The sequence below is a fragment of the Roseovarius sp. B-10 genome (genome assembly GCF_056859295.1).
The window spans coordinates 78571-105134 of record NZ_JBSXOE010000021.1 but is presented as its reverse complement, the minus strand read 5'-3'; the positions used below and the strand labels follow the sequence as shown (position 1 = coordinate 105134).

The following is a 26564-nucleotide window of genomic DNA, read 5'->3' as shown; positions in this document are numbered from 1 at the left end:
GCCTGTCAGACGCTGAATCAGATCTTGGGATTTTCCGCAGCCTTGCGGAAGCGATGAGCCTGACGCTCAAGCCGGGCGCGCGTGATTGCATCGAGTCCAAGTTCTGAGATCAGCGCGTCAACAAGCTCTGAGGGCTCCGGCGGCGGGTCGCACTGGATGCGTTCGCGGTTCCACAGTACTGACTCCAGAGGAGCGATGCGGATCATGGCATGCTCGAGCTCTTCGATTTCTGCCCGGCTACCCTGAAGCGGCATCCATACGGCGCGGCAATGTTTGCGGATGAACGCATTTCGCAGCTGCTTGGCCGCATGTCGGTCGTCCATAAGATCTTTATTTGGATCTTTGGGACCACGGTACATGCGCCCGGTATTGTAGGCCCAAGAGAACTTGTGGCTATTGGCCTCGGTGCCGGTGGCATGGCGGTTCTGGATGCGGTCTCGGAAGTCCTTACCTTCGGTGCTTCCGATGTAGCGGAAGCGATGTTCGTGATCGGCGAGTGCATAAATGCCCTTGTGTTGCGGAATATTTACTATTCGTTGCAGTGGAAGTGCGTGTAGCGCGACAAGGGCATCCGTGGGTGTCATGATCATCCTGTGCTTTAGCAACTGGCTGCAATTCATAGCAGGCGCGTGGAGGGCGACAACTCTTACTCAACACGGAAACTCGTCCTCGAGAACGGGGCGCCCATTTCAAGCCTCGACCACGATCTCGGATGCCGTGACACCGAGCCGGTAGCCCCGGTTGCGCACGGTCATGATCAGGGTCTTACTCTCGGCATCGGTGAACCCCGCAACCTTGAACGCGTCGCGCAGCTCGCGGATCAGATCCTTGGCCTCGCGCGCCGTCGTGCCTTCGACATGGGATCCGGAGGCGACCTGATCGCGCGACAGCGCCTTTTCCAGCAGACGCTCGAACACGGGGAAAATCTGACGCGACAGGATGACAGAGCGACCATCCCATTGAACCTCGGCCGTTGCCCTTCGCACGCGAAGCACGGGCGCCAGCGGGACCGGGACCAGAGCGGCGTCGGCGATTGCAGCGCCGAGGACGTTCGAGGCAGGCTTCAGCACCTCGAGGGTTTCGATCAAATGAAAGCCCGCATCGTAGTGTCGCCGCGCAGCCTCCGCTGGCAATTCCGGCGCGAGGATCGTGATGTCCGAGCCCTGCGCCGCCTGGCGCAACGATGCGATGATGCCGTCGCTGGTCAGGGCCGCGGGCTCCAATGCGAGAAACACCGCCCGACCCGATGGCGTGTCGCCGAGCCGCCAGACCTTCTCCGCCGCCAGTTTCGGGGCCGCCCGGAATCCCGCCGCGGTGCCGATCACGGATGCCAGCGCCTCACCGCCAATGCAGAACACGCGCAAATCGTCCTCGGTGAGATCGATGTCCTGTCGGCGATCGAGCGGACACTCGGCCCGAAATGCGTCGCCCGCTTTCCGGATCGGCCGACAGGGGAGCCCGCACTCGCAGGCATCGCAGACGTCCCAATCGGCAAGCGGCGCCTGTTCGACAAGGACACGTTTTGCCAGCAGCCTATCGAAGACCGGACCGAAGAAGGGCGCGGCAAGCTCGCCGGGCAGGATCGCGTCGTCGCCAGCCTCACTCAGCCGCGTCAACAACCTCAAAATCGTCTCGGTCATTCATCAGCCCGTTCCGTTCGATCAGCTTCATCACCCGCGCCTCATGCTGTGTGCGGCGGAACTGCACGACGCGCGGGGGCCGCAGCTTGACCGTGACCTGCGGCTGGCGCTTGCCCTCGCCCTTGAACAGGATGCGAAACACCAACTCGCCCAGCCGCCAGGCGCCGTCGAACGAGACCGGCGTGCTACCGAAATGCTGGAGCGCGTTACCGCCGAGGTCGCGTGAACGCAGCGTACGCGCCACGCGCGGGTATCCCTTCTTGCCGGGCACCATCAGGTCGGCCGCCGCCTCGATGATCAGCACCCGCTCGATCTGCGGATCATAGGCATGATCGAAGGCGAAGCCGGGCCCAGCCAGTTCGACCGGGCGCAGGGTATAAAGGTCCTGCGCATCGTCGCCGTCGAAGAAGCCGGGCCTGTCCAGAATGATCGAGGCGAAAAGTTCCGCGATATCGGGCTGATGCGCCTTCCGGATCCGGGCGAGCCGCAGCATGCCGGTGGTTTCCGAATACCGGATCACGGCATGCGCGATCTGCCGCACGCTGATAACCCGTTCCTGCTGACCATCGACAACCGGCATGGTGGATACCAGCGATCCGTGGCCGATCACCAGATTGATCTCGTCACCATCGACATAATCGCCCACCCGGCAGTAATCGCCCTGGAAGGCGTCGCGGAAGATCTCGACGACGGCGGTGCGGAACACTTCAATCTTCTCCTGCGTCAGATCGATCGCGACGCCCCGTTCCCGTCCGGCATATTCATGCAGGCGGTCGGCAGTGAGCATCGCCATGTGGTCGGCGGCCGCGTTAAACAGGTCGGGATGCTCGAGAAACACCCGTACCGCGATGTGCTTTGGATCATGCGCCTTGTTGGGCGCATCCTCATCGCCGGTCTTTATGTCGGGGAACAGATCGATGCCCTGACGGTCGGCCTGCGCCTGGATGATCTCGAAGCCGCGGGCGTCGCCCAGTTCCGCGATGCGGTGCAAGTCGCCGCGCAAGCCTTCGGGATAGCTGTCCTCGGGGCCGGTCAGCAGCGTCTGCAGCGCCTCGCGGGCGGCATCCTCTTCCTTATCCAGCAGGTCCAGGGAAAAGCCCTGATAGTTGCCCGCATGCCGCGCCAGCAGCGGCTTCATCAGGGCGAGGTCGATGGTCTTGATGAACCGGGGGTTCACGAACTTCTTCAAATTGCCTGCCACGACGAATCCCCTTTCCTGCAAGTTAAGTGTTCTTGATACGTTCCTCTGAGTGATTCTGCAACCTGGGCGGGATCGGCTGGGACGGTTTTGGGATCGGATGAGTAGAGGCTGAAGGAGACAACCGATCCGAGGCCCACATGAAACGCTCTAATCCCCTGCCGCCTGACCAGATGACGCCCGCAGAACGCCGCACCGAACTGTGCGGTCTTCTGGCGCTCGGGCTGGTGCGGTTGCGGCAGCGGGAGCGGAGTGAACCTTCTGACGAGACTGGAGAAATTCTCCTACACTCTCCGGCCGACCAATGCCGTCATGCAACTCCGACTCGAGAGGAGACAGCATGACCACACATGATCCCATCCCCGCGCGCCTGGCCGCGCTGAAGACCACGCCGACGCCGGACCTAAAGCAGCAATGGCGTGAGCTGTTCGACAGCGAGCCGCCGCCGTTCAACCGGCGCTACCTGGAGAGCCGGCTCGCCTACCGCATCCAGGAACTCGCCTATGGCGGGCTGAGGCCCGAGACTGTCCGGCGGCTGGAGCGGCTGGGCGAGGAACTCGACGGTGGGGACCGCAAGAAGAGCAGGATGCGGGCTGACCAGATGCCCATTGTCGGCACGCGCCTGATCCGCGAATGGCAGGGTGTCGAGCATGTCGTCACCGTTACCGCGGACGGGTTCGAATGGCAGGGCCGACCCTACAAGTCGCTGTCTGCCATCGCCCGCGCCATCACCGGCACGCGTTGGAACGGCTGGGTCTTCTTTGGCCTCAAGAACCGGAGGGGCCGCACATGACCAAGCCGATCGTTCGGAAGCAACGCTGCGCGATCTACACGCGCAAATCCTCCGAGGAAGGGCTGGAGCAGGAATTCAACAGCCTCCACGCCCAGCGAGAGGCCTGCGAGGCCTTCATCGCCAGTCAGCGATCCGAGGGCTGGGTGCTGGTCCGCGATCAGTATGACGACGGCGGCATCTCGGGCGGCACGCTGGAGCGCCCCGGCCTGCAGCGGCTGCTGGAAGACATCGAGGACGGGCTGGTCGACGTGGTCGTGGTCTACAAGATCGACCGGCTCAGCCGCTCGCTCGCCGACTTCGCCAAGCTGGTCGAGGTGTTCGACCGTAACCATGTGACCTTTGTCTCGGTCACGCAGTCGTTCAACACCACCACCTCCATGGGGCGGCTGACCCTGAACATCCTGCTGTCCTTCGCCCAGTTCGAGCGCGAGGTGACGGCCGAGCGGATCCGCGACAAGGTCGCCGCGAGCCGTAAAAAGGGCATGTGGATGGGCGGCGTGCCGCCGTACGGCTACCGGGTCGAGAGCCGGAAGCTGGTCATCGACGAAGAGCATGCCGAGCACGTCCGCTGGATCTTCGCCCGCTTCCTCGAGATCGGCTCGGGGACCGAACTCGCGCGGGAGATCGCCAAACGCGGCATCTGCACCCCGCGCGGCAACAGGATCGACAAGAAGTACCTATACCGGATGCTGAACAACCGCGCCTATATCGGCGAGGCGGTGCACAAGGGCGAAAGCTACCCCGGCGAGCATGACGCCATCATCGACCGCGAGATGTGGGACAGGGTTCACGCCATTCTTCAGGAGAGTCCCCGCAAGCGCGCGGCCCGCACACGCGCCGAGACGCCGGCGCTGCTGAAGGGGCTGCTGTTCGGGCCCGATGGCGCGGCATTCTCGCCGACCCATACGCGCAAGGGCGGGCGGCTGTACCGCTACTATGTCAGCCAGACCGTGCTGAAGCATGGCGCCGGGTCGTGCCCGGTGGGTCGTGTGCCCGCGGGCGAGATCGAGGCAGCGGTCATCGATCAGCTGCGCGCCGTGTTCCGCCAGCCGGAGATCGTTGCAGGGACGTGGAAGGCCGCGCGCGCCCATGCCGACGACATCACCGAAGCCGACTCCCGCGCGGCTCTGCAGCAACTCGACCCGTTGTGGGACGAGCTGTTCCCCGCCGAGCAGGCGCGCATCGTGGCGCTGCTGGTCGAGCGCGTGGATATCGGCACGGACGGATTGAACGTCCGGCTGCGCGTCGACGGCCTCGGCGGCCTCGCGCGAGAGATGCTGTCTGGCAGCATCGGAGAAGCCGCATGACACGCGGCATGCCGATCCCCGAGACCGTCACGCTCCACATCCCGTTCCGCGTCGTGAAACGCGGCGGGCGGAAGGAGATGCAATTGCCGGACAGCGCCGCGCAACCGCGTCGAACGGATAACACGCTGGTCAAGGCGCTGGCGCGCGCGTTCCGCTGGAATCGCATGCTGGACTCGGGCGAGTTCACCACCATCGCCGAACTGGCCGAGCGCGAAGGGATCGCGCCGTCCTACATGACCCGAGTTCTGCGCCTGACGCTCCTCGCACCCGACATCGTCGAGGCGATCCTGGACGGGAAGCAGGGGCCGGAGGTGACGTTGGCGCGCGTGCAGGAGCCATTTCCAGTGGAATGGCGGCGGCAACGAACCTAGCACCGACAGCGGTTACCTTGCAGATCGCCGCCGCAATTTTGTTGCTGCGCGGCTCTACGACCCGCGATATACATCGCGTCATGCAAGTGACCGACCTCTCCATCGAAGCCTTTAAAATCCTTCGGCAGACGTTTTTCAGGGATGACCTGACGCCGATTGAGTTTGAGTTGCGTGACAAAAGAAATACGCAAGACGACCCATTCGACGAATATGTAGCAGACGTCCTGGAACGTTCGTTGCCCGAAGATGTGAAGTGTCACCGCGCACCAGGTCCACTCATCACTCCCGATATTGCGTTGACACGGCCACACCTGTGCAACGGGGCGCCACGAGACCAACTCAGCGTGGACCTAACTCGTATGGTTGGCATCGAAGTGAAAAAGCTGGAACGCGGCAAAGATGGTAAGGTCGCCCGCGCATCAGGTCTCGACTACAACTCAACACCGCCGTGCGGCACCATACGTGTATACGATGCCGACGGACGCCCCATGGACATGCGAGGCTTTTATCTTTTCGCTTGCCTTGACCGGGGAAAGGAAGCCAAGGTCAACTATCTATCGTCTCTTGTTCTGTGTGATGGCAATGCATTGAATTCTGACTTCGAATACTATCTGAGCGTGGCTGGCCAGCGAACCAAAGAAATTGGCGTCGGGACCTACGGTGACGGCGCCAACCGAAATCGACCGATGGTGATATTCTCGAATCCGCTCGGCTCATCACTTCTTGATAGAAACGCCACGCTCCTTCACCCTCGCTCTGATCTTGCCGACATTGATGCTGAACTCAGCTATGCCGGACGGATCAGGAGAAGCATCCCTGGTAGCAAACCAGTCGCGTTTCACTGTTACCGAAAAGCTGGCACACCACCGTCTGACTTTGACGCAACAGATCCCTTTCCAAGTCCAAAGAAGCGTAGCGAGAAAACCACCGGGCGCGGGCGCTTCAAAATAAATGTGAAGCCCGCGCGCTAATAAAGCCTTTCGATCGCTTCCTCGATGACCTCCTGCCCGAGAATTTTCGCGGGGTCATCGTCTAATTTAGCTTGAGAAGCACGTTTGATGAGCTGGCCCATAAGAATAACACGGACATCATTTCGGCTAAGCCGGCGTCCAGAAGCCCTCAATCGTTGGACTTGTCTCGCCGCTACGGCTTCGGCCGCTGGTTCATCAATGCCATCACGAGACGGTTCTCCGTCACGCTTTCGGCAAACAATCACAATATCTAGGTCAATCGGTTCCTTGGCTTGATTTTTTGGCGTCGCACCTGACATTTCGCCCTTAACGGGCTGAGAAGCAGTAATCACGAAACCCGCTTCCGAAAGCGCCCCAAGAACACTCGTCCAGCCTTCGCTTCTTGAGTGATGATAGGTGAAAACGAGGAGGCCGTCCTTACGCAGGACACGGTGACACTCACGGAATACGTCGCCAAGTCTTCCCTGAAAAACGTCTGCGTCTTGGTGTTGAACTTCACGGTCTGACCGAGTGCTTGGTCTCTCAAAGTTCCCCAACATATGCCTCTGCCAGACGAAGAAGAAGTCTGCTAGCTGGCTGTAGTTAACGTTGTCAAAAAATGGAGGGTCGGTCACAACGACATCAACACTCTCATCCGGTAGGTCAGTGTCTGAGCTGTCTCCGCACGACACGTAGAACTGCTTCCCACTCAAAAACTCGTCATATGAATCAGCTCGCTCGTGTCCGATTGGGTCTGAGAGACCGTAGATTTTGGTTGTGCGCCCATCTTCTACCCGCAACTCAAACGGATCGGCGCAGTAATCTAAAGCACGAAGCAGCCGACTCTTGAACATGGTAGAAAACGCCCCCGAACTTTTCGGAGTGCCCCACAAATTCGCCTCAAGTGGAGTCCGCTCCGGTTTGAGAATATGATGATAGAACATATGGCGCACCGCACCAGTTCCTTCGCCTTTATAGGAGGCAAACATATTATTGAATTCAAGCGCTCCGCTAAAGAGGCACGCCATTGCGTCTCTCATGTTTGGGCTCTCGATATTCATTATTTCCCGCGCAAGCATTCCAAGGCAGAGCAATTGCCGGTCATTAAACATCTCGTGCCAGTGACGATAGGAATAATTAATTACCTGATTTGTGTTATATCCGGGCTCAATACCCACTTTTGGAAAAAATTCGCCCTCCTTAGAAAGCCGCTGTTTTGCGCTTTCATAGATGGCACGGTCTGCTTCGTCCACAGGAAGGTATTGCTTGGTGCCGTCCGGAAGAAGGACCAGCTTAGCATACATCTGATGATGAGGCGGGTGAGAAAGACCACGCGCCGTGGCCGCGATGCCAAAGGTGGTGTCGCAATTAGGGCAAGTGGCTTTCGTTCCCTGAGCTGGGCCACTTTTTGGACTATAGGTATGTCCGCATGATGAACATGTCGCAGACGCTGCGTCAAAAAGGATCTCGTTGATGTTGCCACAGCATGGGCATAATGCCTGGCTTTCGGGATGCCTTTTGGGGTAGGCATGTTGAGCAAATATGTACTTAGAAAATAGGCGAACGTCTTGATTGCAACCCGGGCAAGGAAGAGTCTTTACCCAGAAAAAATAAAGGACTGTGCCGCCCGTCTTTGGGCACCTATAGTATGACAAAATTTCATTTGAGACAGTGTCAGATAGTTTCTGGTAGGTCTTGATGACCTCATCGCGCGAGTGGACTTGGAGGGCGTTTCTCACAAGAAAATATGCAACGGGGTTGATGTCTCGCCCGATGGCCTTGCAGCCAAGCTTTAGGGCCTCGCCCACTGTAGTTCCGCTTCCCATAAATGGATCAAAGACTACTGCGCCATTGAACCTGGACGGCTCATAGAAGCGGCGCATTACGTCGGTTCCTCCAGGCGACAAAGCGCCGATCAGTATTGCGCGAAACGCTGATCCGAGACGCTGGGCCCACCACTTGTGCACATGATAAATCGGGCGATTGATTTCTTTGCGCCAACTTTCCTGTTCGGCAATCTTTGAGATTAGCTCAAAAGGAAATTCTTCATCTTCTATTGCCCGAGGCTGCCGCCCAGCCGGCTTGCATTCAATGTTGTGCACATCAAGATCGAGCTTCATCTGGCTTCCGGTGACAGGCATTGGTTTCATCTTTCGTTGTTTCTTTGCCCATCAGGCAGAAAACACAGGCGTTTGCAACGACCTCTATTCTTCGGGTGCATGAAGAAAGGCAGGTCGCAGAATTTGTTAATCTCGTCGAAACGGTAAAACCGTACCGGAATCACGCTTCTCTGCTTGTTGTTTCAGTTGCGGTAACTGCAAGACCTCGGCTTCGCGCGAAGTCATGTAGCCACGGGGCAGCCCGCAAAGGCTCTCCACATCAGTAGCAGGCAGCCGAAAATCTCCGAGCAGCGCCTCACGCGATCTCACGCCTTCATCGACAAGCAATCTGATCGACCGAGCTAAGAGACGTGGCTCTTCAGGGACGAGCACGTCGTCGAGTGGTTCGTTTTTCCTCCAACCACGAGCGCTGTAGTATTTCCACAGGCGGCGCCCAGCTTCCTCACTCATCATTCCAAGTGCGGAACAACGCATGATCATTGCGCCGACCGAAACCCCCCAGCGCTGTTTTAGAGCAACGAAAGCATTTAGAGACGGTGACCACACTTCGGCCGCGAAGCTCTCCGCTGGCAATAGAAATGCACCAGCAAAGTAGAACGCCTGTCGCTCGATCTCCTTGAAGTCAGCTGCACTGTTCAGTGCTTTTGGAGATAAGTAGCGATGGAGTACAAGGTGCCCGAGTTCATGGGCCGCGTCCATCCTCGATCGAACTGAAGTGGCTTTGTCGCGCGCAATTAGGATATAAGGTCGGTGATCGACCGAGGACCAATTCGACACCCCATCCATCTTGGCCGTGCCAACCTCCTCCTTCACGACGACAACGCCAGCGTTCTCCAAGACGAGAAGCATGTCGGAGATGGGTCCACGGCCGAGCGACCATCGAGTGCGGCACTCGTTCGCCATACGCTCAATGTCTTCATCACGGATCTGACGATGGTCGCGCATCTCACCTTCGGGCACGCTCGCCTCGGGCAAATCAACCCACTCCTGAAGTTGAAGTGAGATTCCTTGCGCCCAACGAAGTCGAGCTTGGCTGCGCTTGCGTACAGACTGAGTTGTGCTCGCCATCGACCGGAAGAACATTGGGGCAGGCCCGTGCTTTGGCTGATCCCACAAAAAGAATGCAACCGGTAGGTTCAGTGCCCGCGCAAGAGCATCAAGTGCGTCTGGTTCCGGCGACTGGTCACCGGCCTCCCAACGCGAGATACTTGAACTTGTCCTATTGATAAGGTCGGCAAGCGCCACCTGTGTGAGGCCACGAGAATCCCTAGCCTCCACCAGCCTCTCTGCTCGGAATCCTGGCGTACCGCTTCGCATTTCTGATCTCCCAACGCCCCGCTGCCGGGGTCTATTTCTGCATCGTTATCTCAGTCGCGCTGCTTCAACCTGGGAAGAGCGCGATCAACAATCTCGATCGGCGCCGCGGTGGGCATACGCGCTTTGCTCTCGAGGTCGTGGTACATCCCGAGCACAGTGGTCAGCGGTTCCAGATACTTCCATTGCGACAAGTCCGCACTTGGAATGCCGAGTCCTACAAAGGCTGGGAGGCTCGGATCGCCAAATTTTCTGCTCGCCGTTACTACCAACATCGCGCAAAGGCGGTCACAGGGTGGGTTCTCTACCTCAACCAAAAAATCAAGCTGAAGCGGGTCGAGCCACGCGTTAACGGCTGCCCAGAGGCTGCGAAAGCGCGTCGGTCGCGGCGTGCCGCAGTGCTGCTGGATATTACTGCGCAGGAGGTAAACGCCGTGACTGCTTACCAAGCTGAACCGTCCACCGGCCGGTTCAGTGTGCGGAGCTATCGGCGCAAGCCCCGCCTCCTTTGCGGCTATCCGGAAGCCCTCTTCCACGCAAGCATGACGCAACTGGCCCAGCGTATTCGCGCGCTCGGGTTCAGCAATATTCTGATCCGTGAGGCGAGCGGCTTTCATGAAGGCAGCGTCAGTCTGCTCCATTGCCGCTCGGAAGAAGCTTGCGGGAAAAGCGTCTACGACGCGATCAACAGGACTCGACATCTGACCTCACGGTGCGTGTTGCGTTTTTAGGAAAATAGCGCAGAAATTTTGCGTTAACAAGACCTATGATGCACAACATGCCCGCCGGTGTAGCGGGCCTATCCCGAGCTGAGGCGACCTGTCATTCGTTGGATTTATGTTCCTTCTGCCAACGCGACCAAGATCGAAGTGCACAGTCGCGCCATTCAATATTTCTCATAATATCAAAGGGATACAATCTATTCACCAAATCCGCGCAGTCATGAGGTCCGGAGAATATCGGCTCTGAGAGAGCGCTTCCGAGCCACCTGGCCCCGAGGCCGGTGCTCAGCCCATCCCGCATAACCCTCTAATACAACGGAAAAATCCGGCGGCAGCCGGAGCGGGAGAACGCTTTCGCGGGGGCAAGTGGCGGAGAGACAGGGATTCGAACCCTGGAGACGGTTTCCCGCCTACACGCTTTCCAGGCGTGCGCCTTCGACCACTCGGCCACCTCTCCGTTGCGGCCTTCTAGCCGCAGGTGCGCCGGCTTGGCAAGGGGCGCGGTGCAGGGTTTCTTGCCGGTGTCACTGCACCGCGCGGATGCGTTTGCGGCTGTGGTCTACCATGAAGTCGACGAGGTGACGCACCTTGGGGTCCTGCCAGCGCCGGTGCGGATAGAGGCAGCCGAAGAGCGAGGGCTGTGGCGGTGTCTGCGGCAGCACCTGGACGAGGCGACCGGCCGCGATATGATGTGCCACGTCGAAGAGCGGCCTGTTGGCGATGCCGTGCCCGGCGAGCATCCAGTCGGTCAGCACGTCTGAATCGTCGGCATCGAACCGCCCCGACACGGCGAGCTTGCGCGGCCCGTCGCCGGTTTCCAGTGTCCAGAAATATTCCGGTGAGCGGGGATAACGCAGCAGCAGGCAGTTGTGCCCGCCATCAAGCAGGTCGGCGGGCCGCCGCGGTGTACCGTGCCGGTCGAGATAGGACGGCGCGGCGCAGAGCACGCGGCGGCAGTTCTCGATCCGCCGCAGCTTGAGGTTCGACTCCTGCGGCTGCCCGACGAAGAAGGCCACGTCAAGCCGCTCGGCGAGGATGTCCACCACCCGATCCGAGAGCCGCATCTGCACCTGTATGTCGGGAAACCGCTCGACGAAGGAGGGCACCAGCGGCGCGATGATCCGTCGCCCGACGCCAAGCGGCACAGCGATGCGGACCACCCCGCGCGGGGCCGAGGAATAGCTCGCCACCGCCGCCTCGGCGCTCTCGACGGTGTCGAGCACCTTGCGCGCCTCGTCGTAGAACACCCGCCCCACCTCGGTGGGCGAGAGCGTGCGGGTCGTGCGGTTGAACAGCCGCACGCCGAGGCGTGCCTCGAGTTCCTTGATACGCTTGCTCGCCACCGCGGGTGTCATCCGCAGGTCGCGCCCGCCCGAGGTGATGCTGCCAAGCTCGACGACGCGGACGAAAACGCGCAAGCTGTCTATATAGGGCATGGCTCCGCTCCTTGCCGCCCGGGATATGCAGGGAGTGAACACCGGTGCGCCCTTATTTTCAATGATTTGTTGAAAGTATTTGCCGAATGCCGCCGTATTCATCGAAAGTCGATTGCGTTATCCTGTGGGCTGTCATGAAATCCGGAGGAGGTCGAATGCCGCAGCGAGACGAGATCAGGTTTCTGCTCAACGACCGCGAGGTCGCGTTGGCCGATGTTGCTGCCACGCGCACGCTGCTGGATTTCCTGCGGCTCGACCGGCGGCTCACCGGCACCAAGGAGGGCTGCGCCGAGGGCGATTGCGGGGCCTGCACCGTTCTGGTGGGCCGGTTGGAGTCGGGCGCGCTGCGCTACGAGCCGGTCAATGCCTGCATCCGCTTCCTCGCGTCGGTGGATAGCTGTCACGTGGTGACGGTCGAGCATCTGCGCGGCGAGGGCGGCGCGCTACACCCGGTGCAGCAGGCAATGGTTGCCGAACATGGCAGCCAATGCGGCTTTTGCACGCCGGGGATCGTGATGGCGCTCTACGCGCTCTGGATGAAGACGCCCGAGCCGGACGAGGCCCAGATCGAGACCGCCCTTCAGGGCAATCTGTGCCGCTGCACCGGCTATGCCCCGATCATCCGCGCGGCGCAATCCGCCGCCCGCTACGGCACCCCCGCCGGCGACCGGCTTGTGCAGGAGCGCGACAGCGTCTCGGCCCGCCTGGCGGCGTTGCGCGATGGCGCGCGGGTGGTGACCGGCCCCGAGGGGGACCGCGCCATCCTGCCCGCCGATCTGGACGATTTCGCCGAGGTCTATGCCGACACGCCCGAGGCAACCATCGTCGCCGGGGCCACGGATGTGGGGCTGTGGGTCACGAAATTCCTGCGCCCCATCGGCCCCGCCATCTTTACCGGGCATCTCGACGGACTCCGCCGGATCGAGGTGAACGACAGCGATATCCGCATCGGTGCCGGGGTGAGCTATAGCGATTTCGCCCCGGTCATCGACGCGCATTTCCCCTGCCTTGCAGACTACTGGAGCCGCATCGCCGGGTGGCAGGTGCGCAACATGGGCACCATCGGCGGCAATATCGCAAACGGCTCGCCCATCGGCGACACGCCCCCCGCGCTGATCGCGCTCGGGGCCGGGGTCACCCTGCGCCACCGCGGCGTGCGCCGCACCCTGCCGCTCGAGGCGTTCTTTGTCGATTACGGCAAGCAGGACCGCGCGCCGGGCGAATTCGTCGAGGAAATCCGCATCCCCCGTATCGCACCCGGACAGATCGTGGCGGCCTACAAGGTGTCGAAGCGGCGCGACGAGGATATTTCCTCCGTTGCCGCCGGGTTCTCGGTCACGCTGCAAGAAGGCCGGATTGCCGCCTGTCGCCTCGCCTATGGCGGCATGGCCGCCACGCCGAAACGCGCCTCCCAAGCCGAGGCGGCGCTCACCGGGCAGCCCTGGGGTGAAGCGGCAATCCGGGCGGCGATGGCCACGCTGTCCGACGACTTCACCCCGCTTACCGACATGCGCGCCTCTGCCGCCTACCGGATGCGCGCGGCGCAGAACCTGTTGCTGCGCTTCTATCTCGAACACGAGCACGGCGCCGCGATGCGGCTGAGCGCCTGAGGGAGACGAGCGATGAAGGATCAGACCGCGACCCAAAGCCCGGTGCACCAGCCGCTCGCCCATGACAGCGCCGCCAAGCATGTCACGGGCCGGGCCACCTATACCGACGACATCCCCGAGCCGGCGGGCACGCTCCACGCGTATCTCGGCTGCGCAACCGAGACCCACGCGCAACTCCGCGCGATGAACCTTGACGAGGTACGGGCCGCCCCCGGCGTGATCGGCGTTCTGACCGCCGCCGACATTCCGGGCCACAACGACATCAGCCCCACGGGCCGCCATGACGAGCCGGTCTTTCCCACCGACCTTGTGGAATACCACGGCCAGCCTCTCTTTGCCGTGGTGGCCGAGACGCGCGACGCCGCCCGCCGCGCGGCGATGCAGGCGCGCATCGACTACGAGGTGCTGCCCCATGCGCTCGACCCGGTGGCGGCACAGGACGCGGGATATCCCCATGTCACCGATCCGCTGACGCTGGCGCGCGGCGATGCCGGTGCCGCGCTCGCCACCGCGCCGCACCGCATCGAGGGTCGCATGGCGATCGGCGGCCAGGATCACATGTATCTCGAGGGGCAGATCGCCTTTGCCGTTCCCGGCGAGGACGAGGATGTGACGCTACATTGCTCGACCCAGCATCCCAGCGAGGCGCAGCACATGGTGGCGCATGTCCTTGGCCTGGCCTCCAACGCCGTCACCGTCAATGTCCGGCGCATGGGCGGCGGCTTCGGCGGCAAGGAAAGCCAGATGAACCTGTTTTGCGCCGTTGCCGCGCTGGCCGCGAAAAAATGGAACCGCCCGGTCAAGATTCGCCCCGACCGCGACCAGGACATGACTGCCACCGGCAAGCGGCACGATTTCGTCGTCGATTACGATCTGGGCTTCGACGACGAAGGGCGCATCACAGGCGTCGATGGCACCTTCGCCGCGCGCTGCGGATTCTCCTCGGACCTCTCGGGGCCGGTCACCGACCGGGCGCTGTTTCACGCCGACAACGCATATTTCTACCCGCATGTGCGGCTGCAAAGCAGACCGATGAAGACCAACACCGTCTCCAACACCGCGTTTCGCGGCTTTGGCGGGCCACAGGGGGTGATCGTCGCCGAGCGCATGATCGAGGAAATCGCCTATGCACTCGGGCGCGACACGCTGGATATCCGCAAGGCGAATTTCTACGGGGATAAGGGGCGCGACGTGACCCCCTATCACCAGACGGTCGCGGACAACATCATCCTTCGCGTGGTCGAGGAACTGGAGGCCAGCGCCGAGTACCGGGCGCGCCGCCGCGCCGTGCTCGACCACAACGCGCAGGGTGGCATCATCCGGCGCGGGATCGCGCTCACCCCGGTGAAGTTTGGCATCTCCTTTACCGCCACGCATTTCAACCAGGCGGGCGCGCTGATCCACGTCTACAATGACGGCTCGATCCACCTCAATCACGGCGGCACCGAGATGGGGCAGGGATTGAACACCAAGGTGGCGCAGGTGGTGGCCGATGCGTTCGGCGTGGATATCGCCCGCATCAAGATCACCCAGACCACCACCGAGAAGGTGCCCAATACCTCGGCCACGGCCGCGTCGAGCGGGTCGGACCTCAACGGCATGGCCGCCCTCGACGCCGCCGATCAGATCAAGGCGCGGCTGGCGGCTTTCGCCGCCGAACGCTGGCAGACCACGCCCGAGGCTGTGCGCTTCGTCGCTGGTGGCGTGCAGGTGGGGGCCGAGATGATCCCCTTCGCCGATCTGGTGCGCGCGGCCTACATGGCGCGCGTGCAGCTCTCGGCCGCCGGGTTCTACAAGACGCCCGACATCCACTGGGACCGCGCCACCGGCAAGGGCCGCCCGTTCTACTACTACGCCTATGGCGCCGCGTGTTCCGAGGTCGAGATCGACACGCTGACCGGCGAATACCGCATCCTGCGTGCCGACGTGCTGCACGACGTGGGCCGCTCGATCAACCCCGCTCTCGACCGTGGACAGGTCGAGGGCGCCTTCGTGCAGGGCGTCGGCTGGCTCACCACCGAGGAACTGTGGTGGGACGAGGCGGGCCGCCTGCGCACCCACGCGCCCTCGACCTACAAGATCCCGCTCGCGTCGGACCGGCCACGCGTGTTCAACGTCGCGCTCGCCGAGTGGTCGCAGAACCGCGAACGCACGATCAAGCGCTCCAAGGCCGTGGGCGAGCCGCCCTTCATGCTGGGCATTTCCGTCTTTGAGGCAATCTCGATGGCGGTGGCGAGCGTGGCAGATTATCACGAATGCCCCCGGCTCGATGCCCCCGCCACGCCCGAGCGCGTGTTGATGGCGGTGGAGCGGCTGAAGGAGGGCGCGGCATGAGCCTCTCGGAGTTTCTGGACCGTCACCCGGACACGGTGGAGGTGCGCCTCACCCGCGTGCGCGGCTCCGCCCCACGCGAGGAAGGCGCGGGAATGATCGTGAGCGCCACCGCCTGCCACGGCACCATAGGCGGCGGACAGCTTGAGTACATGATGATCGACGCGGCGCGCGCGATGCTGGCACAAGGGCATACGCGGCGTGATCTCGATATACCGCTCGGCCCCGAAATCGGGCAGTGCTGCGGTGGGCGTGTCGCCGTGACCTTGCGCCTTATGGACATCACAGCCCGCCGCGCCGCCCGCGCCGGGGCCGAGGCAGAGGCACAGGCGCGGCCCCATGTCTACGTCATGGGCGCGGGCCATGTGGGACGGGCGCTGGCGCAGCTACTGGTGCAGATGCCGGTCCGCACGGTGGTGGTGGACAGCCGCCGCGCCGAGCTTGCGCTCTGCCCCGAGGAGGCGGACCGCCGCGAAAGCGCCCTGCCCGAGACCGAGATCAACCGCGCGCCCCCCGGCAGCGCCTTCGTCATCCTCACCCACGACCATGCGCTCGATTTCCTGCTCAGCGCCGAGGCGCTGGCGCGCGGCGACGCGGCTTACGTGGGCATGATCGGATCGCCCACCAAACGCGCGCGCCTGGCCACATGGTGCCGCAATCACTGCGACGGCCTGCGCATCGACGCGCTGACCTGCCCAATCGGGGCCGCCACCGGCGGTGACAAGCGCCCCGAGGTGATCGCGGCCGGCGTTCTGGCCGAAGTTATGGCCGCGCTTGCCCGTCACGCCGCAATGCAATCCCGCGCCCTGCACGTGTCAGGCTAGCGCACAACCCCGCCCGGACCGGTCACGGAGGAGAGCACCGCCCGGGCGGCCCATCAGCGAAAGGAGACCTGCACATGCAGGGAGGGAGCTATAGCTACAAACTGTTCGCGCGCCAGGATTTCAGTGCGTTCTGGGCGCTTTTTACCGACAACCTCATCAACCTGATCGTGCTGTCGGGGATTTGCCAGTTCGTGTTCCAGATGCCCGCCGAGATCGTATTCGGCCGCATCGTGCCGGGCGCGGCGGTGGCGATCCTGGCGGGCGTGGGTGTCTATACATGGCTCGCGGCGCGCGTCGCCGCGCGCGAGGGCCGCGACGTGACCGCCCTGCCCTACGGCATCTCGACACCGGTGATGTTCGTCTATCTCTTTGGGGTGATTGGCCCGATCTACTGGTCCACGCAGGACGCGGTGCTGGCCTGGCAGGTGGGCATCGGCGCCGGATTCATGGGCGGCATCGTTGCTGGACTCGGCGCAATCATTGGCCCGTTTCTAAAGCGGGTGACGCCGCGCGCGGGCATGCTGGGCACGCTGTGCGGCATCGCGCTGGTGTTTATCGGCACGGTGCCGCTGGCCACGGTGTTCGAGGATCCGTTCGTGGGCTTTGCCTCGATGATTATCATTCTTTGGGGGCTGGTCGGTCGGTTCCGGTTGCCCTTCAACATCCCCGCCGGTCTTCTGGCGCTCGTCGTCGGGACGGTGGTGGCCTTCGGCATGGGCAAGGCGTCGATCAGCTTCGAGGGTGTCGGCGTCTACCCGCCGCTGCCCTATTTCGGCGACCTCGTGCTGGGCATCCAGCACCTGTTCGCCAATCCCGAGCTGTTCCTCGTGCTGGTGCCGGTACAGATATACAACTTCATCGAGACCATGAACAACGTCGAGAGCGCCGAGGCGGCGGGCGATTCCTACCCCGTCGCGCTCTGCCAGGTGACGGATGGCGCGGGCACCATGATCGGCGCTGTGTTCGGCTCGCCGTTTCCCACCACCGCCTATATCGGCCACCCGGCCTACAAACGGATGGGGGCGCATGCGGGTTACGTGATCGGGGTGGGCGTCGTGATCCCGGTGGCGGCGGTCTTCGGGCTGCTTGCCTTTCTCAACAACCTGATCCCGGTGGCCGCCGCCGCACCGGTGCTGGTCTTCGTCGCCCTCAGTCTCATCACCAACACCGCCCACGCGATAAAGCCCGGCCACATGGCCGCCGTCACCATCGCGATGATGCCGCATGTCTCGGCCTTCCTTATGGTCAAGTGGGGCTCGCTCATGGGCGCGCTCGGGGCGAGCGGCGTCGAGGGGCTGCCAGAGCTGGGGGACGAGGCGCTGACCGCCGCCCTGCTCCAGCAGGGCGCACATTTCGAGGGCCATCTCGCGCTCAGCCAGGGGGCGATCCTCACCGGGCTGATCTGGGGGGCGATAGTCGCGAGCGTGATCGACGGGCGGTTCCGAAACGCGGGCGGTTTCGCGCTCGCGGCCTGCGCCATGTCGCTCGTCGGGATCATCCATTCGGCCACCCTGCATTGGCCCGAGCCGAGCGGCGTCAGCATGGGCTATCTCATCGCCGCCGCGTTCTTGCTGGTCTACCCGGTGCTGCACCGCGACGGCATCCGCTCCAACGTGGAGTTGCCGCTTGACGCGCCGGAGACGCTGGCCAGAGACTGAAACCGGGGCTGGTGGCCGGGAAACGCACAGAGCGCCCCGGCCACCGCCCTGCAGAGACCGGGACACCCATGACAGACAAAGTATTGCGCGGACGCCTCCTGACCTTCCATGCCGAGCCGCAGAGACCCGAGGACAGCGACGCCTACAGCTATATCGAGGACGGCGCGCTCCTGGTTGCGGAGGGACGCATCGGCGCGGCGGGGACATACGCGGACATCGCCGCGCAGGCACCCGGCCTGCCCGTGACCGACCACCGGCCACACCTGATGATGGCGGGATTCATCGACCCGCATATCCATTTCCCGCAGGTCCAGGTGATCGCGTCCTGGGGCGCGCAGCTTCTTGACTGGCTCAACACGTATACCTTCCCCGAGGAAACCCGCTTTGCCGACCCGGACCATGCCGCGCGCATGGCGGCGCTGTTTCTCGATCAACTGACCGCGCATGGCACCACCACCGCCGTCGCCTATGCCTCGGTCCACCGGGCCTCGGCAGAGGCGCTGTTTTCCGAGGCGGAGCGGCGCGACATGCGCATCATCGCGGGAAAGGTGATGATGGACCGCAACGCGCCCGACGGTCTGCGCGACACGGCGCAGGCGGGCTACGACGACAGCAAGGCATTGATCGACCATTGGCATGGGCGTGGCCGCGCGCTCTACGCGATCACACCACGTTTCGCCATCACCTCGACGCCGGAACAGCTTGAAATGGCTGGTTCTTTGGTGGCCGAACATCCCGGTTGCTATCTGCAAACGCACCTGTCCGAGAACCACGACGAGATCGCCTATACCGCCAGCCTCTATCCAGACGCACCGGATTACCTCGGCGTCTACGAGCGCTATGGCCTGCTCTCGCCAAAGGCCCTGATGGGGCATTGCCTGCACCTTTCGCCGCGCGAGATCGCGGTGATGCAGGAGACCGGCGCGCGTCCGGTCTTTTGCCCCACCTCGAACCTGTTCCTCGGCAGCGGGCTCTTTGACGATGCCGGGTTGCGGGAGCAGGGCCTTGTCAACGCCATCGCGACCGACGTGGGCGGCGGCACCAGCTATTCGATGCTGCAGACGCTCAACGAAGGCTACAAGGTGCTGCAGCTTCAGGGACAGAAGCTGCACCCGCTGCGCGCCTTTCACTGGATCACGCGGGGCAACGCCGTAGCACTGGGGCTAGAGGATCGCATCGGCACGCTGGAGGCGGGGAGCGAGGCCGATATCGTGGTGCTCGACGCGCGCGCCACTCCGGCGATGGCCTTGCGGATGGAGCAGGCCGAGACCCTCTCGGAAGAGCTGTTCATCCTTCAGATCATGGGCGATGACCGCGCCGTGGCACAGATCTACGTGGCGGGCGCGCCCCAGAAATCCGGCACCGTTTCAACAACATAGGGTGTGTCGAACCAGTGCTCTTCGAGGTTGGGCCCCTCCCCGATCCGGTCCAGCACCACGAACTGCCCCGCCGCGTCCAGAGGGGCCAACACCCCGTGCCAGACCCCGCGCATGAGGTTGACCGACTGCCCCGGCGCGGTGACGAAAGCGCGCGGGCGCACCGGCACGCCGCCGTCGTCGTTGGCCACGACCACGAGAAAGCGCGCGCCGCTCACCGGCATGAATGCCTGGCTGCCCTCGGGGTGGCGCTCGACCATGTCAACGACGTGGGGCAGGTGCCGCGCCTTGGCGTCGAACAGGCTCAGCCCCGCGTACCCGTCGCCGAAATCGAGCCGCGCGAGATCGTGGTGGCGGCCACACATTCCCTGGTTGATGAGCCTGTCCGGCGCGCCGCGCGCCTCGATCACGTCGCCCCAGGGCGCGAACGCCTCGGCGGTGAGCGGAGCCACCTCCAGCGGAATCATGGCAGCATGTCCCGCAACCGCAGCTCGGCGATACGCTCCACCTGACGGCACGCCTCGGAAAACTCGGTCTCGTTGTCGTTGTCGATACGCCGCTCCATCGCGGCGCGGATCTGTGCCGTGTCGTGATCCCGCACCGCGATGATGAAGGGAAATCCGTGCTTTTCCATGTAGTTAGCGTTGAGCCTCTGGAATGCGGCGCGCTCCTCGTCGGTCAGGTGATCGAGCCCTGCCCCGGCCTGCTCGGCGGTGCTCTGGGCGGTGAGGCGGCCGGCGGCGGCGAGCTTGCCGGCGAGGTCGGGGTGAGCGGTCAGCACATCGCGGCGCTCGTCGGGGGTGGCGCGGCGGAAGGCGCGGCAGAGCGCATTATGCACGCCCGCCGCGCTATCATGCGCGGGGCCAAGCTCGAGCGCGTGGGCGCGCTCGGCCACCCAGGGCGAATGCTCGAACACAGCGCCGAAGCGCGCCACGAAACTGTCGCGGTCCATCTCGCTGGGGCGCTCGTGATCGACAGGCGGGTGAACCCGCGACCAATGCTCGGCGATGTCGATGCGGCGGGCGCACCACACCCCTTCATGTCCTTGAACATGCTCGATAAATCGCCGCAGCCCGGCGATCTTGCCGGGCCGTCCGATCAGGCGGCAGTGCAGCCCCACGCTCATCATCCTGGGCGCACCGTCCTGCCCCTCGGCATAGAGCGTGTCGAAGGCGTCGATCAGGTAGTCGCCAAAGTCGCGGCCCGTGACCCAGCCGGGGGTGGCGGCGAAGCGCATGTCGTTGGCTTCGAGCGTGTAGGGAATCATCAACTGGTCGCGTCCTTCCATCCGCCGCCAGTAGGGCAGATCGTCGTCGTAGCAGTCCGACAGGTAGGCGAACCTCCCGGTTCGCGCCGCCAACCGCACGGTTCGCATGCTGCACCGCCCGGTGTACCAACCTCTTGGCAATTCCCCCGTCACCTCCTCGTGAAGGGCGATGGCCTCGGCGATCTGGCGGGCCTCTTCCTCCTCGGGCATGTCGCGATGCTCGATCCATTTCAGCCCGTGGCAGGCGATCTCCCATTCCGCCGATTTCATCGCCGCGACCTGCTCGGGCGAGCGGGCGAGCGCGGTGGCGACGCCATAGACCGTCACCGGGATGCCCGCCCCGGTAAAGAGCCGGTGCAGCCGCCAGAACCCGGCGCGCGCGCCGTATTCATAAACCGATTCCATGTTCCAGTGGCGCTGCCCCTCCCACGGGGCGGCTCCGGGAATGTCCGACAGGAATGCCTCGGAGGCGGGATCGCCGTGCAGCAGGCAATTCTCGCCGCCCTCCTCGTAGTTGAGCACGAATTGCACCGCGATCCGCGCCCCGCCGGGCCATTTCGGATCGGGCGGGTGCGCGCCATAGCCGCGCAGGTCGCGGGGATAACGGGTCATGTCTGTCCTCTCCGGTGATCGGTCGCGTGTTTGGGTTGCCATTCATTTATAAAGCAGAAGAATACGGATGACTTTACGATTTTCGAAGAAAGACCATCTTCGCATCCCGTGCTGGTCCCCGCCGCCGAAACCGGGCAGAAACGGCGGGGTATACGCGCAAAGGACACGGAAAATGACTGGCTACCTGACCACCCATGTTCTCGATACCGCGCGCGGCATGCCGGCGGCGGGGATGGCGATCGACCTCTACCGGATCGACGGCGAGACCCGCAGGCACCTGTGCAGCGTCGTCACCAATGAAGACGGGCGCACCGATGCGCCGATCCTGCCACAAGCGGAGTTTCACCCGGGCACCTATGAATTGGTGTTTCACGCCGGAGCCTACCTTGATGCCGTTGGCGTGCCGCCGGAAAGCCCGCGTTTTCTCGATCTCGTGCCGCTACGCTTTGGCATGTCGGAGGCGGCGCATTACCATGTGCCACTGCTGCTGTCGCCGTTCGGGTATTCGACCTATCGGGGAAGTTGACGGCAGGGGGCGGGTTTGGCCTGGAGGGGACGTTCGGGTCTTGAGCGATGAGCCGCGCAGCGCCCGACCGCCGGGTGGGCGCAGGTCGGTTTATGATATGCGATTTATGGTGCAAGATACCTCTTTTATTTCAGCGGCTTGCAGCGTTGCAAAAGCGCTCGCCCGAGGGGGCGGTCGGGCGCTGCGCGGCGGCGCGCAAGCGCGCCTTGATTCCGCGCGGGGCAGGAGGTGAATGGCAGCAACAGGCCAGACATGCCCAAGCGCCCCATCCTCAGGACGCCGCAGGCAGCGACTCGCGTATCCGGCGGGTCATGAAGTCGATGAACAGCCTTGCCTTGGGGTCCTGCCGACGGCGGTGGGCATAGAGGCAAGCGAGCTGAATGGGCACCGGCGGCTCTGAGTCGAGCACGCGGCAGAGCCGACCGGCGGCGAGGTGGTCCTGGACCTCGAAGAGCGGCTTGAGCACGATGCCGTAACCCTCCAGCGCCCATTGGGTGAGCACGTCGCCGTGATCGGATTCGAACGGCCCCGAGACGGTGATCCGGCGCACGCCCTGGGGGGTTTGCAGGGGCCACTGGAATTCCGGCGCCCCGGCATAGCGCAGGTTGATGCAATCATGCTCGCTGCGCAGGCTCGCGCTCGTCCGTGGCTGTCCCTTGCGTTCGATGTATTCCGGCGCGGCGCAGAGCACACGTTCGCAATCGGCGATCTTGCGGATGCGCAGCGATGAATCCTCTGGCACCCCGAGAAAGAACGCCGCGTCGAGCCCCTCGGCGGCGAGGTCGAGCTTGCGATCCGACAGCCGCAGGCGGATGTGGATCAGCGGATAGCGGGCGTGAAACTCTGACATCGCCCCGGCGATGATCCGTTGCCCAAGGCCGAGAGGGGCGGCGATGTGCAGGCTGCCGCGCGGGGCCTGGGTGACGTCGGAGACATCGGCCTCGGCCTCGTCCACGGACTCGAGTATCTTGCAGGCGCCGCGATAGAACAGCGTGCCCTGCTCGGTCGGGTTGAGCTGTCGGGTGGTGCGCTGAAAGAGGCGGACGCCGAGATGATCCTCGAGTGCGGCGATCCGTGCCGAGGCCACCGCCGCGGAGATGCGCTGATCGCGGGCTGCGGCGGACATGCTGCCGAGTTCATAGACCCGGACGAAGGTCCTGATATTCTCGAGGTAGGCCATGCGCCGAGATTATTCGTCTTTTCTTGAAAGAGCTAGGTTTCCTTTCTCAATTCATGACAATCGCGGCATGTGGCACAAGGGGCGCGCAATCATGCGCAGGGAGGCGGAGAATGCACGATCTGGCGATCATCTGGGACTGGGCGGGTTTCGCGGTGCGGTGGCTTCATGTCGTCACCGCCATCGCGTGGATCGGCTCGTCGTTCTATTTCGTGGCGCTTGACCTGGGCCTGCGTCGGGCCGACGACCTGCCGCCCGGTGCGCATGGCGAGGAATGGCAGGTGCATGGCGGCGGGTTCTACCACGTCCGCAAATACCTGGTTGCACCCGAAAACATGCCCGCGCATCTGATATGGTTCAAATGGGAGAGCTATGCCACCTGGCTGTCGGGCGCGGCGCTATTGATGATCGTCTACTGGGTCGGGGGCGAGCTATACCTGATCGACCCGAACAAGGCCGATCTGGCGCTGTGGCAGGGGATCGCGATCTCGGCGCTGTCGCTCTCGGTCGGCTGGCTGGTCTATGACCGGTTGTGCAAATCCGGCCTTGGGGAACGGCCCACGTTGCTCATGGCGCTGCTGTTCGTGCTGCTGGTGGCGATGGGCTGGGGCTATGACCAGGTGTTCACCGGGCGCGCGGCGCTGCTGCATCTCGGTGCGTTCACCGCCACGATCATGACCGCGAACGTGTTCTTCATCATCATGCCCAACCAGCGCATCGTGGTGGCCGACCTGCGCGAGGGCCGGACGCCGGATGCAAAATACGGGCGCATCGCCAAGCTACGTTCGACCCACAACAATTACCTGACGTTGCCGGTGGTGTTCCTGATGCTGTCGAACCACTACCCGCTGGCCTTTGCCACCGAATGGAACTGGCTCATCGCGTCGCTGGTGTTCCTGATGGGGGTGACGATCCGCCACTTCTTTAACACCATGCACGCGGGCGGCGGGATGCTGTGGTGGACGTGGGCGGTGACCGCGATCCTTTTCGTCGGCATCATGTGGCTGTCGACCGCGCCGTTGCAGCACGATGAATACGGGGCCGCCGAGACACGCCCGCTGAGCGCCGCCGAGCGCCAATTCGCCGAGACCGAGGGATTCGAGGAGGTGGCGTCCATCGTGCCCGGGCGCTGTGCCATGTGCCACGCGCGCGAGCCGTTCCAAGAGGGTATCCGCCGCGCGCCCAAGAACGTGCTGCTGGAGACCGAGGGCGATATCGCCCGCGCGGCGCGGGCGATCTATCTGCACGCGGGCGTGACGGACGCGATGCCGCCCGCGAACGTGAGCTTTATGGAAGATGCGGAGCGCCGCCGCATCGTCGCGTGGTATCGCGCGGCGACGCGGTGAAGCGGCGCGTCAGAGCGGCTCGCGTTCATTCGCATTCACGCAACCCGCTCTGACCGATTGATTTCGCGTGTCCGAGAAGCTCAAAACCGGTTCCCACTTTTGAGCGACACGCTCTAGCCGTCGGTCTCGGCGGTCTTGCGCGGCAGCACCCAATCGGGGCGTGGGAAATGGCAGGTATAGCCCTGCGGAAAGCGGGCGAGGTAATCCTGGTGCTCGGGCTCGGCCTCCCAGAAATCGCCGACCGGTTCCACCTCTGTCACGACCTTGCCGGGCCAGAGGCCGCTGGCCTCGACATCGGCGATGGTGCGCAGCGCCTCTTCACGCTGCGCATCGGAGCAGTAGTAGATCGCCGAGCGATAGCTCATCCCGACATCGTTTCCCTGACGGTTGAGCGTGGTGGGATCGTGGATCTGGAAGAAGATTTCCAACAGCCGCCGATAGCTGATCCGCGAGGGATCGAAGATGATCTCGATCCCCTCGGCATGGGTGCCGTGGTTGCGGTAGGTGGCGTTGGGCACGTCACCACCCGTGTAACCCACCCGCGTCGAGATCACCCCGTCGAGCTTGCGGATGAGATCCTGCATCCCCCAGAAACACCCCCCCGCCAGAACTGCGCGTTCGGTCATGTCACGTCCTCCACCTGATCGAGATAATCGCCGTAGCCTTCGGCCGCCATGTCGTCTCTGTGAATGAATCGCAGGCTCGCCGAGTTGATGCAATAGCGCAGCCCGCCACGGTCGCGGGGCCCGTCGGGAAAGACGTGGCCGAGATGGCTGTCGCCGTCGCGGCTGCGCACCTCGGTGCGGATCATGCCGAGCGAGGCGTCGCGCAGTTCCGTGACATGCGCGGGTGTGATCGGCTTGGTAAAGCTGGGCCAGCCGCAGCCCGATTCGAACTTGTCGGAACTGGCAAAGAGCGGTTCGCCCGAGACGATATCGACGTAGATTCCCGGCTCCTTGTTGTTGAGATACGCGCCGGTGCCGGGACGCTCGGTCCCGTTCTGCTGGGTGACGCGGTACTGCTCGGGGCTGAGCGCGCTGATGCGCTCGGGATCCTTGTGGTAGGGGGCCATGCTACGCTCCATGTTCCTTATCCCTTCAAGATGGGGTGAAAACGCAAAAAGACAAAGAGGCCGGGTCACGGCACTTGCCGCACATGGGGTGTGGTCATATGATCTGACCAGTTTTACCACGGGCCAGCACCATGCCATTCGAAAAAGTGACCCCCGAAAAGCTATCGACCGCGGTGACGCGGCAGATCGAAAAGCTGATCCTGCGCGGCATCCTGCGCCCGGGCGAGCGCCTGCCCGCCGAGCGTGAGCTGGCCGAGAAACTGGGCGTGTCGCGACCGTCGCTGCGCGAGGCGGTGGCCGATCTGCAGGACAAGGGGCTGCTCACGGCGCGCGCCGGGGCCGGGATTTACGTGGCCGACGTTCTGGGCAGCGCGTTCTCGCCCGCGCTGATCCGGCTCTTTGCCGAGCATGCCGAGGCGGTGTTCGACTACATCGCGTTCCGCCGCGACCTGGAAGGGCTGGCGGCGTGCCGGGCGGCGCGGCTGGCATCGGATACCGATCTGCGGGTGATCCAGACCGTGATGGACAAGATGGAAGCCGCCCACAAGAAGACCAACCCGGCGGACGAGGCGCGGCTCGACGCGGAATTCCACATGGCGATCATCGAGGCGAGCCACAATGTCATCATGCTGCACATGATGCGCTCGATGTTCCAGCTTCTGCGCGAGGGCGTGTTCTACAATCGCCAGGTGATGTTCCGGCAGCGCACCACGCGGGGGGCCCTGCTCGACCAGCATCGGCGGATCAACGCCGCGATTCAGGCGCGCGATTCCAAGGGGGCACGCGAGGCGGTCGACGCGCACCTCGCCTACGTGGAAAAGGCGCTCTCGGACCAGCAGAAGGCCGATCAAAACGAAGCCATCGCGCGCCAGCGGTTCGAGCACGAGCAATCGCGCTAGGGCGGTGTGAGCCCG

At 63.4% G+C, this 26564-nt stretch carries 24 protein-coding genes and 1 tRNA gene; 12 read left to right on the top strand and 13 right to left on the bottom strand.

Features of this window, described 5'->3' with window-relative positions:
• Nucleotides 1-17: 17 nt before the first annotated feature.
• From AC13D8_RS03670 to AC13D8_RS03660, 3 genes are all read right to left on the bottom strand, one after another.
• Nucleotides 18-584: a GIY-YIG nuclease family protein gene (locus AC13D8_RS03670; RefSeq protein ID WP_482967666.1), complete on the bottom strand. Its 567-nt coding sequence runs from the start codon at nt 582-584 to the stop codon at nt 18-20.
• 105 nt (nt 585-689) lie between these two features.
• Nucleotides 690-1640 (bottom strand): hypothetical protein, encoded by a 951-nt coding sequence (locus tag AC13D8_RS03665; RefSeq protein WP_482967665.1) that lies wholly within the window; start codon nt 1638-1640, stop codon nt 690-692.
• A complete protein-coding gene (locus AC13D8_RS03660; protein ID WP_482967664.1) occupies nt 1600-2841 on the bottom strand; it encodes a hypothetical protein in 1242 nt (413 codons plus the stop codon). The genes AC13D8_RS03665 and AC13D8_RS03660 overlap by 41 nt, the downstream gene beginning before the upstream one ends.
• Before the next feature lie 337 nt (nt 2842-3178).
• On the opposite strand from AC13D8_RS03660, the gene AC13D8_RS03655 reads away from it, so the two are divergent.
• From AC13D8_RS03655 to AC13D8_RS03640, 4 genes are read left to right on the top strand one after another with little or no spacing between them, the layout of a single operon-like run.
• Complete coding sequence (locus AC13D8_RS03655) at nt 3179-3631, top strand: DUF2924 domain-containing protein (protein WP_482967663.1); 453 nt, start codon at nt 3179-3181, stop codon at nt 3629-3631.
• Nucleotides 3628-4938 (top strand): recombinase family protein, encoded by a 1311-nt coding sequence (locus tag AC13D8_RS03650; RefSeq protein WP_482967662.1) that lies wholly within the window; start codon nt 3628-3630, stop codon nt 4936-4938. Before AC13D8_RS03655 ends, AC13D8_RS03650 begins: the two co-directional genes overlap by 4 nt.
• Nucleotides 4935-5309, top strand: a complete 375-nt coding sequence (locus AC13D8_RS03645) for a hypothetical protein (RefSeq protein ID WP_482967661.1) — start codon at nt 4935-4937, stop codon at nt 5307-5309. Before AC13D8_RS03650 ends, AC13D8_RS03645 begins: the two co-directional genes overlap by 4 nt.
• Nucleotides 5288-6280, top strand: coding sequence for a hypothetical protein (locus tag AC13D8_RS03640; protein WP_482967660.1), 993 nt, complete (start codon nt 5288-5290; stop codon nt 6278-6280). The genes AC13D8_RS03645 and AC13D8_RS03640 overlap by 22 nt, the downstream gene beginning before the upstream one ends.
• Here the strand turns inward: AC13D8_RS03640 and AC13D8_RS03635 are convergent.
• From AC13D8_RS03635 to AC13D8_RS03615, 5 genes are all read right to left on the bottom strand, one after another.
• A complete protein-coding gene (locus AC13D8_RS03635) occupies nt 6277-8379 on the bottom strand; it encodes a DNA methyltransferase (protein WP_482967659.1) in 2103 nt (700 codons plus the stop codon). The genes AC13D8_RS03640 and AC13D8_RS03635 overlap by 4 nt on opposite strands.
• A gap of 126 nt (nt 8380-8505) precedes the next feature.
• On the bottom strand, nt 8506-9696 hold the full coding sequence (locus AC13D8_RS03630) for a helix-turn-helix domain-containing protein (protein WP_482967658.1): 1191 nt from the start codon (nt 9694-9696) through the stop codon (nt 8506-8508).
• 50 nt (nt 9697-9746) lie between these two features.
• Complete coding sequence (locus AC13D8_RS03625) at nt 9747-10334, bottom strand: hypothetical protein (RefSeq protein WP_482967657.1); 588 nt, start codon at nt 10332-10334, stop codon at nt 9747-9749.
• 448 nt (nt 10335-10782) lie between these two features.
• Nucleotides 10783-10872, bottom strand: a tRNA-Ser gene (locus AC13D8_RS03620).
• Nucleotides 10873-10939: 67 nt separating this feature from the next.
• Nucleotides 10940-11851, bottom strand: coding sequence for a LysR family transcriptional regulator (locus tag AC13D8_RS03615; protein WP_482967656.1), 912 nt, complete (start codon nt 11849-11851; stop codon nt 10940-10942).
• Between the two features lie 155 nt (nt 11852-12006).
• Here AC13D8_RS03615 and xdhA point away from each other — a divergent pair, with 155 nt between their 5' ends.
• From xdhA to guaD, 5 genes are all read left to right on the top strand, one after another.
• A complete protein-coding gene (gene xdhA, locus AC13D8_RS03610) occupies nt 12007-13461 on the top strand; it encodes a xanthine dehydrogenase small subunit (RefSeq protein ID WP_482967655.1) in 1455 nt (484 codons plus the stop codon).
• A 12-nt stretch (nt 13462-13473) separates the two neighbouring features.
• Complete coding sequence (gene xdhB / locus AC13D8_RS03605; RefSeq protein ID WP_482967654.1) at nt 13474-15795, top strand: xanthine dehydrogenase molybdopterin binding subunit; 2322 nt, start codon at nt 13474-13476, stop codon at nt 15793-15795.
• Nucleotides 15792-16616 (top strand): xanthine dehydrogenase accessory protein XdhC, encoded by an 825-nt coding sequence (gene xdhC / locus AC13D8_RS03600; protein ID WP_482967653.1) that lies wholly within the window; start codon nt 15792-15794, stop codon nt 16614-16616. Before xdhB ends, xdhC begins: the two co-directional genes overlap by 4 nt.
• 74 nt (nt 16617-16690) lie before the next feature.
• Nucleotides 16691-18274 carry a xanthine/uracil/vitamin C permease gene (locus AC13D8_RS03595; protein ID WP_482967652.1) on the top strand — a complete coding sequence of 528 codons (1584 nt, stop codon included), beginning with the start codon at nt 16691-16693 and terminating at the stop codon, nt 18272-18274.
• A gap of 68 nt (nt 18275-18342) precedes the next feature.
• Nucleotides 18343-19653 carry a guanine deaminase gene (gene guaD, locus AC13D8_RS03590; RefSeq protein WP_482967651.1) on the top strand — a complete coding sequence of 437 codons (1311 nt, stop codon included), beginning with the start codon at nt 18343-18345 and terminating at the stop codon, nt 19651-19653.
• On the opposite strand, the gene AC13D8_RS03585 is transcribed toward guaD, so the two are convergent.
• Together AC13D8_RS03585 and puuE are read right to left on the bottom strand one after the other, a co-directional pair.
• The gene (locus AC13D8_RS03585) at nt 19605-20117 is read right to left on the bottom strand and encodes an ureidoglycolate lyase (protein WP_482967650.1); all 513 of its coding nucleotides are present in this window, start codon (nt 20115-20117) and stop codon (nt 19605-19607) included. The genes guaD and AC13D8_RS03585 overlap by 49 nt on opposite strands.
• Nucleotides 20114-21529: an allantoinase PuuE gene (gene puuE / locus AC13D8_RS03580; protein ID WP_482967649.1), complete on the bottom strand. Its 1416-nt coding sequence runs from the start codon at nt 21527-21529 to the stop codon at nt 20114-20116. Before puuE ends, AC13D8_RS03585 begins: the two co-directional genes overlap by 4 nt.
• Nucleotides 21530-21701: 172 nt before the next feature.
• Here puuE and uraH point away from each other — a divergent pair, with 172 nt between their 5' ends.
• Entirely contained in the window at nt 21702-22055 is a 354-nt protein-coding gene (gene uraH / locus AC13D8_RS03575) for a hydroxyisourate hydrolase (protein WP_482967648.1), read from the top strand.
• Nucleotides 22056-22326: 271 nt separating this feature from the next.
• On the opposite strand, the gene AC13D8_RS03570 is transcribed toward uraH, so the two are convergent.
• Nucleotides 22327-23235 (bottom strand): LysR family transcriptional regulator, encoded by a 909-nt coding sequence (locus AC13D8_RS03570; protein ID WP_482967647.1) that lies wholly within the window; start codon nt 23233-23235, stop codon nt 22327-22329.
• Between the two features lie 110 nt (nt 23236-23345).
• On the opposite strand from AC13D8_RS03570, the gene AC13D8_RS03565 reads away from it, so the two are divergent.
• Nucleotides 23346-24578 carry a urate hydroxylase PuuD gene (locus AC13D8_RS03565; protein ID WP_482967646.1) on the top strand — a complete coding sequence of 411 codons (1233 nt, stop codon included), beginning with the start codon at nt 23346-23348 and terminating at the stop codon, nt 24576-24578.
• Between the two features lie 113 nt (nt 24579-24691).
• Here the strand turns inward: AC13D8_RS03565 and msrA are convergent, their stop codons facing one another.
• Together msrA and msrB are read right to left on the bottom strand one after the other, a co-directional pair.
• Nucleotides 24692-25204, bottom strand: a complete 513-nt coding sequence (msrA, locus tag AC13D8_RS03560; protein ID WP_104020217.1) for a peptide-methionine (S)-S-oxide reductase MsrA — start codon at nt 25202-25204, stop codon at nt 24692-24694.
• Nucleotides 25201-25650, bottom strand: coding sequence for a peptide-methionine (R)-S-oxide reductase MsrB (gene msrB, locus AC13D8_RS03555; RefSeq protein WP_129433850.1), 450 nt, complete (start codon nt 25648-25650; stop codon nt 25201-25203). The genes msrA and msrB overlap by 4 nt, the downstream gene beginning before the upstream one ends.
• Nucleotides 25651-25781: 131 nt before the next feature.
• Here msrB and AC13D8_RS03550 point away from each other — a divergent pair, with 131 nt between their 5' ends.
• Nucleotides 25782-26549, top strand: coding sequence for an FCD domain-containing protein (locus AC13D8_RS03550; RefSeq protein WP_129433849.1), 768 nt, complete (start codon nt 25782-25784; stop codon nt 26547-26549).
• The last annotated feature ends 15 nt before the right edge of the window (nt 26550-26564 follow it).

Coding starts and splice junctions, on each gene's coding strand:
- AC13D8_RS03670 (WP_482967666.1), bottom strand. CDS start 584: ATGACACCCACGGATGCCCTTGTCGCGCTACACGCACTTCCACTGCAA.
- AC13D8_RS03665 (WP_482967665.1), bottom strand. CDS start 1,640: ATGACCGAGACGATTTTGAGGTTGTTGACGCGGCTGAGTGAGGCTGGC.
- AC13D8_RS03655 (WP_482967663.1), top strand. CDS start 3,179: ATGACCACACATGATCCCATCCCCGCGCGCCTGGCCGCGCTGAAGACC.
- AC13D8_RS03650 (WP_482967662.1), top strand. CDS start 3,628: ATGACCAAGCCGATCGTTCGGAAGCAACGCTGCGCGATCTACACGCGC.
- AC13D8_RS03645 (WP_482967661.1), top strand. CDS start 4,935: ATGACACGCGGCATGCCGATCCCCGAGACCGTCACGCTCCACATCCCG.
- AC13D8_RS03640 (WP_482967660.1), top strand. CDS start 5,288: ATGGCGGCGGCAACGAACCTAGCACCGACAGCGGTTACCTTGCAGATC.
- AC13D8_RS03635 (WP_482967659.1), bottom strand. CDS start 8,379: ATGAAGCTCGATCTTGATGTGCACAACATTGAATGCAAGCCGGCTGGG.
- AC13D8_RS03630 (WP_482967658.1), bottom strand. CDS start 9,696: ATGCGAAGCGGTACGCCAGGATTCCGAGCAGAGAGGCTGGTGGAGGCT.
- AC13D8_RS03625 (WP_482967657.1), bottom strand. CDS start 10,334: ATGGAGCAGACTGACGCTGCCTTCATGAAAGCCGCTCGCCTCACGGAT.
- AC13D8_RS03615 (WP_482967656.1), bottom strand. CDS start 11,851: ATGCCCTATATAGACAGCTTGCGCGTTTTCGTCCGCGTCGTCGAGCTT.
- xdhA (WP_482967655.1), top strand. CDS start 12,007: ATGCCGCAGCGAGACGAGATCAGGTTTCTGCTCAACGACCGCGAGGTC.
- xdhB (WP_482967654.1), top strand. CDS start 13,474: ATGAAGGATCAGACCGCGACCCAAAGCCCGGTGCACCAGCCGCTCGCC.
- xdhC (WP_482967653.1), top strand. CDS start 15,792: ATGAGCCTCTCGGAGTTTCTGGACCGTCACCCGGACACGGTGGAGGTG.
- AC13D8_RS03595 (WP_482967652.1), top strand. CDS start 16,691: ATGCAGGGAGGGAGCTATAGCTACAAACTGTTCGCGCGCCAGGATTTC.
- guaD (WP_482967651.1), top strand. CDS start 18,343: ATGACAGACAAAGTATTGCGCGGACGCCTCCTGACCTTCCATGCCGAG.
- AC13D8_RS03585 (WP_482967650.1), bottom strand. CDS start 20,117: ATGATTCCGCTGGAGGTGGCTCCGCTCACCGCCGAGGCGTTCGCGCCC.
- puuE (WP_482967649.1), bottom strand. CDS start 21,529: ATGACCCGTTATCCCCGCGACCTGCGCGGCTATGGCGCGCACCCGCCC.
- uraH (WP_482967648.1), top strand. CDS start 21,702: ATGACTGGCTACCTGACCACCCATGTTCTCGATACCGCGCGCGGCATG.
- AC13D8_RS03570 (WP_482967647.1), bottom strand. CDS start 23,235: ATGGCCTACCTCGAGAATATCAGGACCTTCGTCCGGGTCTATGAACTC.
- AC13D8_RS03565 (WP_482967646.1), top strand. CDS start 23,346: ATGCACGATCTGGCGATCATCTGGGACTGGGCGGGTTTCGCGGTGCGG.
- msrA (WP_104020217.1), bottom strand. CDS start 25,204: ATGACCGAACGCGCAGTTCTGGCGGGGGGGTGTTTCTGGGGGATGCAG.
- msrB (WP_129433850.1), bottom strand. CDS start 25,650: ATGGCCCCCTACCACAAGGATCCCGAGCGCATCAGCGCGCTCAGCCCC.
- AC13D8_RS03550 (WP_129433849.1), top strand. CDS start 25,782: ATGCCATTCGAAAAAGTGACCCCCGAAAAGCTATCGACCGCGGTGACG.